At 62.7% G+C, this 11,147-nt stretch carries 10 protein-coding genes; 5 read left to right on the top strand and 5 right to left on the bottom strand.

What is annotated here, in order from left to right; translation table 11 throughout:
- Nucleotides 1-127 precede the first annotated feature (127 nt).
- Nucleotides 128-1,858, top strand: a complete 1,731-nt coding sequence (locus tag E3374_RS10495; RefSeq protein WP_248299448.1) for a BCCT family transporter — start codon at nucleotides 128-130, stop codon at nucleotides 1,856-1,858.
- Nucleotides 1,859-1,962: 104 nt separating this feature from the next.
- Here E3374_RS10495 and E3374_RS10490 read toward each other — a convergent pair whose 3' ends face one another.
- The gene (locus tag E3374_RS10490; protein ID WP_169051828.1) at nucleotides 1,963-4,197 is read right to left on the bottom strand and encodes a PAS domain S-box protein; all 2,235 of its coding nucleotides are present in this window, start codon (nucleotides 4,195-4,197) and stop codon (nucleotides 1,963-1,965) included.
- Between the two features lie 278 nt (nucleotides 4,198-4,475).
- On the opposite strand from E3374_RS10490, the gene E3374_RS10485 reads away from it, so the two are divergent.
- The 3 genes from E3374_RS10485 to E3374_RS10475 all read left to right on the top strand — a co-directional run bounded on the left by E3374_RS10485 (nucleotide 4,476) and on the right by E3374_RS10475 (nucleotide 6,161).
- Nucleotides 4,476-5,108 carry a uracil-DNA glycosylase gene (locus E3374_RS10485; RefSeq protein WP_136689039.1) on the top strand — a complete coding sequence of 211 codons (633 nt, stop codon included), beginning with the start codon at nucleotides 4,476-4,478 and terminating at the stop codon, nucleotides 5,106-5,108.
- A gap of 500 nt (nucleotides 5,109-5,608) precedes the next feature.
- Nucleotides 5,609-5,884, top strand: a complete 276-nt coding sequence (locus tag E3374_RS10480) for a ribbon-helix-helix domain-containing protein (RefSeq protein WP_136689038.1) — start codon at nucleotides 5,609-5,611, stop codon at nucleotides 5,882-5,884.
- Nucleotides 5,874-6,161 (top strand): type II toxin-antitoxin system RelE family toxin, encoded by a 288-nt coding sequence (locus tag E3374_RS10475; protein ID WP_136689037.1) that lies wholly within the window; start codon nucleotides 5,874-5,876, stop codon nucleotides 6,159-6,161. Before E3374_RS10480 ends, E3374_RS10475 begins: the two co-directional genes overlap by 11 nt.
- Nucleotides 6,162-6,309: 148 nt before the next feature.
- On the opposite strand, the gene E3374_RS10470 is transcribed toward E3374_RS10475, so the two are convergent.
- Nucleotides 6,310-6,738: a CBS domain-containing protein gene (locus E3374_RS10470; RefSeq protein ID WP_136689036.1), complete on the bottom strand. Its 429-nt coding sequence runs from the start codon at nucleotides 6,736-6,738 to the stop codon at nucleotides 6,310-6,312.
- 118 nt (nucleotides 6,739-6,856) lie between these two features.
- Here E3374_RS10470 and E3374_RS10465 point away from each other — a divergent pair, with 118 nt between their 5' ends.
- Nucleotides 6,857-7,582: a DUF2064 domain-containing protein gene (locus tag E3374_RS10465; RefSeq protein WP_136689035.1), complete on the top strand. Its 726-nt coding sequence runs from the start codon at nucleotides 6,857-6,859 to the stop codon at nucleotides 7,580-7,582.
- 4 nt (nucleotides 7,583-7,586) lie between these two features.
- Here the strand turns inward: E3374_RS10465 and E3374_RS10460 are convergent, their stop codons facing one another.
- The 3 genes from E3374_RS10460 to panB all read right to left on the bottom strand — a co-directional run bounded on the left by E3374_RS10460 (nucleotide 7,587) and on the right by panB (nucleotide 11,011).
- A complete protein-coding gene (locus tag E3374_RS10460) occupies nucleotides 7,587-9,851 on the bottom strand; it encodes a CDC48 family AAA ATPase (RefSeq protein WP_136689034.1) in 2,265 nt (754 codons plus the stop codon).
- The gene (locus E3374_RS10455; protein WP_136689033.1) at nucleotides 9,848-10,075 is read right to left on the bottom strand and encodes a DUF7127 family protein; all 228 of its coding nucleotides are present in this window, start codon (nucleotides 10,073-10,075) and stop codon (nucleotides 9,848-9,850) included. Before E3374_RS10455 ends, E3374_RS10460 begins: the two co-directional genes overlap by 4 nt.
- Before the next feature lie 123 nt (nucleotides 10,076-10,198).
- The gene (panB, locus tag E3374_RS10450) at nucleotides 10,199-11,011 is read right to left on the bottom strand and encodes a 3-methyl-2-oxobutanoate hydroxymethyltransferase (protein ID WP_136689032.1); all 813 of its coding nucleotides are present in this window, start codon (nucleotides 11,009-11,011) and stop codon (nucleotides 10,199-10,201) included.
- Nucleotides 11,012-11,147: the final 136 nt, after the last annotated feature.

Here is an 11,147-nt window from a genome sequence, read left to right as displayed (position 1 = left end):
TACCAGGGCGTCGTTGTCCAACCACTCTACCAGGGCGTCGTTGTCCAACCACTCCACCAGGGCGTCGTTGTCCAACCACGCCATCAATGGACGCGAGTTTCTCGAAGACGTACTGTAAGGGTGACACGTGAGCGATTCCACCCAAGAGACGACGGCGGGGAACGAGCCGACGATCAGGGAGCAACTGTTTCACGCCGACCTCGAGAGAGAGCCCGGCGACGACAACGTCCATCGCTGGGGCATCGACGTTCATCCGGTCGTTTTCCCCCTTTCTCTGGCATTCATCGCGATCTTCGTCGCCCTCACGGTCGGGTTCGGCGACCGGGCAACCACTGCCTACAGGACCGTCTTCGACGCCGTCAACGCGAACTTCGGCTGGTTTTACGTGCTGTCGGTCAACGTCTTCATCACCGCACTGGTCGCTTTCGGGTTGAGCAAGTACGGAGAGATCAGACTCGGTGGCCCCGACGCTGAACCCGAGTTCTCCACGTTCGCCTGGCTGGCGATGCTGTTCAGTGCCGGGATGGGGATCGGACTCTTGTTTTTCGGTGTGGCCGAACCGATGTACCACTTCCTCTCGGGCGGGGGCTCGTTTTTCGACGTTCCAGCGAGATCACCGGCTGCGGCACGGTCGGCGACGGCGCTGTCGATGTTTCACTGGGGGGTACATCCGTGGGCGATTTACGGCGTGGTCGGACTCGGGCTCGCGTTCTTCTCGTTCAATCGCGGTCTCCCACTCTCGATCCGATCCGTATTTTACCCGTTGCTCGGCGAACGGATCCATGGATGGCCGGGGCACGTCGTCGACCTCGCCGCCGTGCTTGCGACGGTGTTCGGGCTGGCAACGACGATGGGGCTGGGCGCACTGCAGATCAATGCGGGGCTGAACTTTCTGGCCACGAACTACTTCGCGGCGGGCGTTCCCACCGCCACGTGGGCGACCATCGCGATCGTCGTTGCGATCGTCGGCGTCACCACGCTCTCGGTGCTGGCCGGCCTCGAAAGCGGTATCAAGCGCCTGTCTCAGGCGAACGTGGTTCTGATGGGCACGCTGCTTTCGTTCATGTTCGTCGCCGGACCGACAGTGTACTTACTGGACGTGTTCAACAGCGGGATCGCCGCTTATCTGGGGAACTTCCTGGAGTTGAGCTTCTACGCCGAGGCCTTCGCGGGGGAGGGGGCGGGGTGGCAACACGAGTGGACGATCTTCTTCTGGGGTTTCTGGATCGCCTGGGCACCGTTCGTGGGGATGTTCATCGCCCGGATCTCGAAGGGACGGACGATCCGCCAGTTCGTGGCCGGGGTGTTACTCGTCCCGACGCTGTTCTCGGTCATCTGGATGGCGGCGTTCAACGGCTCGGCGCTGTTCGTCGAACTGAACGTCCTGAGTGACGGGATTCTCGGTCCACTCCAGGAACACGGACGGGCCGTCGCCCTGTTCGAGTTGTTATCGTATTATCCACTCACCTTCGCCACGAGTGTCATCGTCACCGCGAACCTGATCACCTTCATCGTCACATCGGCCGATTCGGGCGCACTGGTGACGAGCTATCTGGCCGCCGGAGGGAAGCAAGATACTGTCACCCGCCAGCGAGTGCTGTGGCCGGTCCTGATCGGCGGAACGTCGGCAGCATTGCTCGTGGGCAACGGCCTGGACGCACTCCAGACGGCAGTGATAACGGCCGGCCTTCCCTTCGGGGCGATCATGTTGGTGATGGTCTATACGATCTATCTCGGTCTGCGTCGCGAAGTCGCTATCGAGCGTTCGGACGCGTATCGGGAGGCAGTCGACCAGTCTTCGAACGCCGACACCGCTGGGCCCGACACGTTATCTAACCACGGCCGGCGAGACGACTGATCTTGTCTGTCCCGTGACGTCGGTGGATCGCCGTCGGTGTGACGATTGATCTTGTCTGGCCCCTGTACCGATCGACGGCTGATCCGCTTTCTCTCCGCATCCAATCACGTAACTCTCGGTAGTTCCACGGAGAATACCGCGCCGTCGGGTTCGTTGTCCTCGACCCGGACGGAGCCACCGTAGCTTTCGACGAGAGTTTCGACAAGATACAGCCCGATACCGGTCCCCGAACTCTCCAGACCCTTCTGACCCTTACCGAAGATGGCGTCTCGCTGTTCGGCCGGGATTCCGGGACCGTTGTCCGCGATTCGAACGACGACTGTCTCCGCCCGGGTCGTCGCCGAAACAGTGACTTCCGGGACGTCTTTGTCGTTGTGCTGGATGGCGTTTTTCAGGAGGTTCCGAAACACCGATCCGAGCATACTGCTGGCCTCGACAGTTTCGGCCGGAACACTGGATTCGACAGTGACAACGGCGTCAGGATAGGCCGACCGGACTGCCTCTACTTCGTTGTCGAAGACGTCTTCGAGATCGATGGGTTCCAGTTCGTCCGCCGACGAAAGCATCACGTCAGCCATCTCTCGGGCCGTCCGCGTGAGTTCGACTGCGTGTTCTGCGTTTTCCAGCACTGTCTCGACGTGATCCAGTAACGCCTTGTCGTTCCATTCCTCGGCGATCAACTCAGCGTAGGCTGTGACCAACTGCAGATCGTTTCGGATGTCGTGACGCAGCACGCGGTTGAGCACGTCGAGGTTGTCGCGTTGCTCTTCGATCCGCCGTTCGTACTCCTTCCGTTCGGTGATGTCACGGACCAGGGCGTGCAAGGCTGGCTCACCCTCGTACTCGAAACGACTGAGTTTCACTTTGGCCGGGAACGCCGTTCCGTCGGCGCGTTCGTGGACCCACTCGAAGAACGCCTCCCCCTCTTCGAAGGCCACTTCGACGTGTTCCAGCGCGGCTTCGCGCGATTCGGTCCCGTCAGGCTGTTTCGGTGGGGACAGTTCCCACGGGGTATACTTGAGGAACGAATCGGCCGAATCGACCCCGAACAACTCGAGTGTCCGCTCGTTACAGTCGATATATCCATCCCGATCGAACACCATGAGCGCGTCACGGGTGTCCTCGAACAGGTTTCGATACTTTCGTTCGCGTGCCGCGAGTTCGCGTTCGTGTTGCTTTCGTTCCGTGATATCGACGAGGTACCCGAGAAAATACCCGCTTTCGTAGCCCTCGTCGATCTTCTTGGTGTGTTCTAACACCCAGCGAACGTCCCCATCCGCGGTTGTGACCCGATAGGGTTTCGGATTGATTCGGCTGTCGTCCCCCGAACGCTGCTCGGCGACTTCCTTGAGGAGTCGATCGAAGTCAGCCTCGTAGACGAGGTCAGCGAACGAGACGCTCTCCGACTGGAGTTCCCCCGGCGCATACCCGAGGACGTCCTCGACGTTTTCGGAGACGTACTCGATCGGCCACCCCTCAGCGTCCGCCCACTTGAAGACGACCGCCGGCCCCTCCGTGAACATCTCCCGCTCCTCTTTGAGCGCCAACTCGGCCCGTTTCCTGTCGTCGATGTCCTGATGGATGCCCACAGCCCGTTGTGGCGCCCCTTCGTCGTCCCACTCGACGACTTTCCCCATGGTTCGCACCCACTTCCAGTCACCTGACTTCGTCTTCAAACGGTACTCACACTGATAATACGGTGTCCGACCTTGGACGTGGTCAGCAAGCGCCTCATCGTGTCGCGTCCGATCTGCTGGATGAACGACCTTCTCCCAGTCACGTAAGTGCTCGCCCATCTCGGCCGGCGTGTAGCCGAGCATTTCTGTCAGCAGTTCGTCGCGCTGCACTTCGTCGGTCACCATGTCCCAGTCCCAGATTCCGAGGTTGGCACCTTCCAGTGCCATTTTCATCCGCTCTTTCGTGGTGAGCAGTTGCGCTTCCCGTTCCTTGCGCTCTGAGACCGGTCGGCTGGTGACGAGGATCCCCTCGATCACGTCGTCGGGGTGGCTCCGCATCCTCGATTCGAGCCAGCACCACGACCCGTCGGCCCGTCGAACGCGGATTTGAACGGTTCGTGACCCATCGCGCTCGGCTGCCAGCCCGTCGATCGTCTCGGCGACAGCGTCGCGATCGTCGGGATGGACGTACTCCTCGGCCCGTCGTCCGGTCACTTCCTCCGGACTGTAGCCGAGTATCCGGTCCACGGCGGCGCTGACGTACGTCACCGTCCCGTCTGTGTCCAGGGCCGTCGTTATATCAGGTGACTTCTCCAGGAGTCGGCGGTGCCAGTCGTGATCCCCACCGTGACTGTTTTGCTTCGGGCGCCCGGGACCTGGCATACGTGGGTACGATGTGGCGCGTCCCGGACTTAAAGTGGTTGTCCCCACGGGTGGGGAGACGCCGCGTGGCTTCCTCGAAACTGACGTCCGTGCCGCCATGAGTCCCATCTTCGTCAGGCCGACTGGGTTCCGCCAACCGGGAGTCTTCGTCTGGCCGACTGGGTTCCGCCAACCGGGAGTCTTCGTCTGGCCGACTGGGTCCCTCTTGTGTGAACGCCACCCGGGAATCCGTCACCGGGACCACGCGCGTTTTGAGTGGCCCGGCCCATATTGGCCTCATGAGCGCGGACGGACCTCACCCACAGAACCCCTACGACATGGACGAGACGTGCAAGAACTGCCCGGCGCTCGTCGAGACACGCGAGCAGGTCGTCCACGGCTACGGCGACGTCGCGGCCGACGTGATCGTCCTCGGGACGGAACCGACTGCAGGTGCCGACCGCACGGGCGTCCCGTTCACGGGCGACGAAACCGGCGAGGCCGTCCAGGAACTCCTCGGCGGATTGGGATTCAGTGACTCGCCACCCGAGAGTACGGAACCCGATCTCGAAAACGTCTATCTCACGTACGTCACGCGCTGTCACCATCCCGATCGCGAGGCGACCGACGAGGAGCGGCGCAACTGCGAGGGATACCGGACGGCGGAACTCCGGATGATAAATCCCGAGTTGATCGTCGCCGTCGGCCAGGGTTCCCTTGAAGCGCTGGCTTTCGAGTACACGACCCGAAGCGCCGACGATCTGGACGTCGTTGCCGAACACGCGACGACGATCCGGGGCCGGGGCTTCGAGATCCTGCCCACCCTCCCCCCGGCCGTGGCGACTGACGAACAGTGGAGTACCTTCCGGGAGCACTTCGCCGACGAACTCGACAGAGATTACCGACAGACGAAGGGTCAGCGTCGGAAGTGACACACCGAGTTACTGGGATGGATTCTGAGAGTTATGCGAGCGTTTTTTCGAGCCGAACGGCGGATTTACCGCCTCCCCTGATGGGTTCGAGACCGAGTGCACGGACAAGTCCCCAGGCCAGACCCACGGCCTGTACGTCGTCAGATCACGTTTGACGGAACCCTCTAGGAGTGAAGTCTTCTGACTGAGCGAAGTAGAGTGGGTGATTGACAGGGAACGAAGCTGTCGGCGTCACCCGGAAGGCGATCTACAAGCGCGTGGTCCGCGTCGCCGAGAACATCGATCTCTATCGCGAGGAACGACGCGACCGCCCAGTTCATTCGTCAGACGATGGGCCGCGCCAATCTCTCCAGAGCGAACACCGACATCGAGTACACGGGCCGCCAGCTTGCCGAGGGGGCCGACGACGCGTGGAGGTGACAATGTTGTCTGTCTATGACTACCTGATGTAAGTCTCACCCCAAAACAGCTTTCTGTACGTGCGATAGACATACGTACGTATGTCAGAGACTGAGACCAACGACCCAGACCCAGAGATCGACCGGATCAATCTACGGATCTCGCGGTCGTTTCTCGATGTCGTCGACGAGTCCTGGCGCGAACGGGGATTCAACAGTCGAAGTGAATTCATTCGCTATGCACTCCGCGACGCGGTCAACCACCCCGAAGGGGCAGGGTTCTGGAAGGACCTGGCGATCAGCGAAGCTGATCTCACCGATGGCGACACGATCTCCAGCGAGGAAATGAGGGCGACCTACGGCCACGATGACGAGTGACGACGACGCGTGGGACTGGGCGTTTTCGTCACGGGCGGAGGATCAGTTCGCCCAGCTCGACGACGACACCCAGGAGCGAATTATGGACAAACTCGACGAAGTGGTGTCTTCGGAGTGGCGTGAACCCGGTGACTATCTGGAACCGCTGAGGAACTCTCCGTTCAAGAAACTGCGCGTCGGTGACTATCGTCTGGGCTGTCGTCTCTTACACGACGAACACCTACTCCGCATCGAGAGTGTTCGCTCCCGAGGCGGGGCGTACACGGCCGACGACTAAGTCTTATACGCCACTTGTGACAGGTTCTGTCGAGTTTCGCGATCACCGACATGCCAGCCCGTTGAGCTTCTCATGGCTGTGAGAAGCTTTCTATGACACGTTGCGCCGTCGTTGGAAGATCTGCGTACGTGAAGACAAAGGAGTGCGATCAGTCCAGTTCCCAGTTTTCCGGTTCGGTGGCCAGTTCGCCGACCTCGGCACGAATGTCCGAGAGCTGCCAAACGATGTCAGTGAGTGTGATCATCCCGACCAGTTCGAGGCCGTCCATCACAGGGACCTTCTTGACGTCGTTGTCGGCCATCTGGCCGGCCACTTGCTGGACTGTCGTCGAGGGGGTTGTCGTCACGACTGGATGGCGGGCGAGCTTCTTTGCAGGAATCTCCGCGAACGGTCTCTCTGTCACGTATCCCGCCCGGAGCGCGTCGGACTCGGTGACGATCCCGATCGGATTCCCCTCGTCGCTGAGGACGACCACCGATCCGACTTCGTGTTCGAGCAACTTCCCGACGGCCTCCCGTACCGTCGCCTCGACGGGGATCGTCACGACGTCGGTCGACATCAGCTCCTCGACGAGCATCTGCCTGCCCGGAGTACGCAGTCGAGACGTATAATGGTACTAGGTGTCACGGTAACACCCCACTATGATCGGTTAGTCGAGCGGCGCGTTCAAGGGTCCGCTACGCGAACGTGATGACATGGCTACCGTCGTGCTCCGTGCCGAGGTGCCGGTCGAGGGAGACGCACTGGTCGAACTGGCGGCGGAAACACCGCTGACCGAGGCCGAGGCCGCGGCACTCTATCGTCGCGCACTCGGAGATGTCGCCGAGACCGTCGAGTCCAGTGGAGCCGGGCTGCTCGTCACCTATCCCGGGGACAGCGAGGGGCAACTCAGAGACGCGGTCGAGCCGGCGCTTGGGGACCCCGACGCGGCACGTTTCGAGCCTCAGGTCGGCTCGACGTCGGCCGCCAGGCTGGGAAACACGGTGACACACTTACTCGACGAGGAAGGTGAGACTTCGGTGGGCGTCCTGGATCCGACGGCGGTACTAGTCGACCGGAGTACGATCGATCAGGCGGCGATGACCCTCCGGCGACACGACGTGGTGGTCGGCCCGGCAACAGCCGGTGGGATCTACTACGCAGGGTTCACCGACACGGTCGACTTCACTGGCGTCGACCGCCAGCCGATGGTCGAGACGGTCGTCGAGGCGGCCACCGAGGCCGGGCTGTCGGCTGACGTCCGTGCGCCCATGCCGACGCTCGCGACGCCGATGGATCTACACTCGACACTGCCGATCCTCCGGGCTCGCCGGCAGGCCGGCCTCGTCGTTCCGGAACGGACGAGCGACTATCTAGACGAACTCGGGCTCCGTACCGTCGAAGCGGAACAAAAGGACGGGATAGCAATCGTTCGCGAGTGAGAGCCTACTGGAAGGTCCGACTGGTTTCGGCCTCTTCGAGTTCACCCTCGCGTTTGTCGAAACGCTGTTCGATCTCCTCGTACTGTTCGCGGGTCTCCTCGTCGACGCTCGGGCCGACTTCCTCGAAGGCGGTTTCGAAGTGGCTCTCGTCGATGAGAACGTTGCCCACGCTGTCGTCGACCTCCTCGGGATCGACACTGTTGATGAACTCCCGCGTGGCGGCCATCGCGGCCTCGCGAGCGACGGCCTCTAAGTCGGCGCCGACGTAGCCGTCCGTGCGGGCCGCGAGATTGTCCAGATCCACGGACTCGGCCAGTGGCTTGTCGCGGGTGTGAACTTCGAGGATCTTCCGACGGGCGTCCTCGTCGGGAACGGGTACGTGGATGTGCCTGTCGAGTCGACCGGGCCGCAGTAACGCGGCGTCGATGAGGTCCGGCCGGTTCGTGGTGGCGATCACGACGACGTCCTCTAGGTCCTCCAGTCCGTCGAGTTCGGTCAGCAACTGGGAGACGACGCGCTCGCCGACGCCCGAATCGCCCATGTTCCGGCCTCGCTCGCCGGCGATGGAGTCGATCTCGTCGAAGAACACCACCGTCGGGGCGTTCTCGCGGGCCTTGCTGAACACCTCGCGGACGCCCTTCTCGGACTCCCCGACGTACTTGTTCAGCAGTTCGGGCCCCTTCACAGAGATGAAGTTGCTCTGGGCCTCGTTGGCGACGGCCTTCGCCAGCAGCGTCTTGCCGGTCCCCGGCGGGCCATAGAGGAGGACGCCTTTCGCGGACTCCATGTCCATCTGCTCGAAGACCTGGGGGTACTCCAGGGGCCACTGGATGGTCTCCCTGAGACGTTCGTTGGTTTCTTCCAGACCGCCCACGTCCTCCCAGGAAACGTCCGGAACCTCGACGAAGACCTCCCGGAGCGCAGAGGGTTCGATGCCCCGCAACGCGGCTGCAAAGTCCTCCTCGGTGATCTCCAGCGACTCGAGGATCTCGGCCGGGATCTCGTCTTTCTCCAGATCGATGTCCGGGCGGATGCGCCGGAGGGCGCTCATCGCCGATTCCTTCGCGAGCTGTTCGATATCCGCGCCGACGAACCCGTGGGTGCGCTCGGCGTACTCGTCGATGTCGATCGCCTCGTTCAGGGGCATCCCGCGGGTGTGGACCTGCAGGATCTCCTTGCGACCTCGCTTGTCCGGGACGCCGATCTCGATCTCGCGGTCGAAGCGACCTCCCCGACGCAGGGCAGGGTCTAGGGCGTCCAGGCGGTTGGTCGCACCGATGACGATCACGTCACCGCGCTCTTCGAGGCCGTCCATCAACGAGAGGAGTTGGGCGACAACGCGGCGCTCGACGTCGCCGCTGGTGTCGTCACGCTTGGGGGCGATGGAGTCGATCTCGTCGATGAAGACGATCGCGGGAGCGTTCTCCTCGGCCTCGTCGAACATGTCCCGCAACTGCTCTTCGCTCTCGCCGTAGTATTTGGACATGATCTCCGGGCCCGAGATCGTCGTGAAGAACGCGTCGATCTCGTTGGCGACGGCCTTGGCCATCAACGTCTTGCCGGTGCCCGGCGGGCCGTGCAGGAGGACGCCTTTCGGCGGCTCGATGCCGAGTTGTTTGAACAGCTCGGGGTGGCGCATCGGCAACTCGATCATCTCCCGGACCTGCTCTAACTCCTCCTCGAGGCCGCCGATGTCCTCGTAGGTCACGTCCGGGGTCTCGCGGCCCTCGCCCTCGGACTCGCCGACGATCTGCTCGGCCGGCATCTGGCTGACGTCGATCTCGGTCTGGTCCGTGACGACGACCGTCCCGGACGGGTCGGTCTCGGCGACTTTCAGCGGGATGCGCTGGCCCCGCATCGAGGACAGCGGCCCGAGGCCGAAGTTCACCGGAACTGTCTGGCCCTGCGTGATGGCCTGCCCGCTGAGATTCTTCTTGAGCATCGGACCCACGTCACCCTGCACCCGGAGGTTCTGGGGCAGCGCGACCGTCACCGACCGGGCGGGCTTGACGTCTGCGGGCTCGACCTCGACGCGATCGTCGATGCCGACCGACGCTTCCTGGCGGAGTTGACCGTCGATCCGGACGATCCCCTCACCCGTGTCTTCGGGATAGCCCGGCCAGACGCGGGCGACGGCCCGTCCCTCGCGTCCCTCCAGAACCACGTAATCGCCGTTCTCGACACCCAGTTCCTCCATCGCCGCGCGATCGACCGCAGCCAGACTGCGACCGGCCTGGGCCTGCTTGAGTGGCTTGACGGTAAGTTTCATCCTTTCACCTCTATGGTAAGAACGCCGTTATTGATAAACGCTGTCACGGTGTCACCCTCGGGGATCGAAAGATCGTACTGGGCCTCGTCGGTGACGACGATCGCCGTGTCACCGACCACGTCGACAGTCCCATTGACACCGAGGTCGGCCGCGAAGGTCGTCGCGTCCTCGTATTCCAGGCGCCGGATCGCCGCGTCGCCGACCGTCTGCTGTTCGAGTTCCATGCTTACCCAGAGTTAGTTCTAGTACTATTTAAATCTACCGCTGAATGTCCCCCTCACGGGGTGCCATAATCGAGGACAGGTAGAAAAGCGGTTCACACCGATCTCCATCGCACCGGGAGACGGTCACACGGGATCGAGATCGAGATCTCCTTCGACGTGAGAGTGTTCCTCGGCCGGGAACGAGCCGTCCTCGACGGCGTCGACGTAGCCCGCGAGGGCGTCGCGGTAGGCCCCGCGGACATCACCGAAAGCCTCGGCGAACGGCGGCGGGGACTCACTGAGTCCGACGGCGTCGTCGACCACGAGGACCTGACCGTCACAATCCGGGCCGGCCCCGATCCCGATCGTCGGGATCGATAACTCCTCGGTGACGGCGCGGGCGAGGTTCGCGGGGACGTGTTCTAAAACGAGCGAGAAGGCGCCGGCGTCCTCGTGTGCGCTGGCGAGTTCGTGGATCTCCTCGGCCGCCTCCTGGGTCGTGCCCTGGCGGGTGTATCCCAGGCGGTTGACGTGCTGTGGCGTCAATCCGAGGTGAGCCATGACGGGAATGCCGAGGTCGGAGAGACGCTCGGTCAGTTCGACCGTGTGGGGACCGGATTCGATCTTGACGGCGTTCGCGCCGGCCTCCTTGAGCATGCGTCCGCAGTGTTCGATCGACTCGCTGCGGTCGACGCCGACGCTGAGGAAAGGCATATCAGCGACGACCAGCGCCTCCTCGGTTCCGCGGACGACCGCGGCGGTGTGACTCTCCATCTCTTCGACGGTGACGGGTAGCGTGGTTTCGTGACCCAGAACCGTGTTTCCCACGCTGTCCCCGACCAGGAGCACGTCCACGCCCGCCGTCTCGGCCAGTGCTGCGGTCGTGGCGTCGTAGGCCGTCAGCATCGTGATCGGCTCCTCGCCGGCCTGCTCCCGGACGTCCCTGACGGTTGGCATGTCCGGAGGAGACTCGCGGCTCAGTCTTACGCCTTCGGGTTCCCGCCGTCCTTTGGAACCACACAATCCGCGGCAGTCCGCCGCCAGTCGTATGATATCGAGTCACAATGGTTAACGGGCGGGCGACAGTATGTCA

It is taken from the genome of Halorhabdus amylolytica, assembly GCF_004944975.1.
Lineage (GTDB): Archaea > Halobacteriota > Halobacteria > Halobacteriales > Haloarculaceae > Halorhabdus > Halorhabdus amylolytica.
Note: the sequence above shows the minus strand (reverse complement) of the source record. Positions and strands in the feature narration are given on the sequence as shown.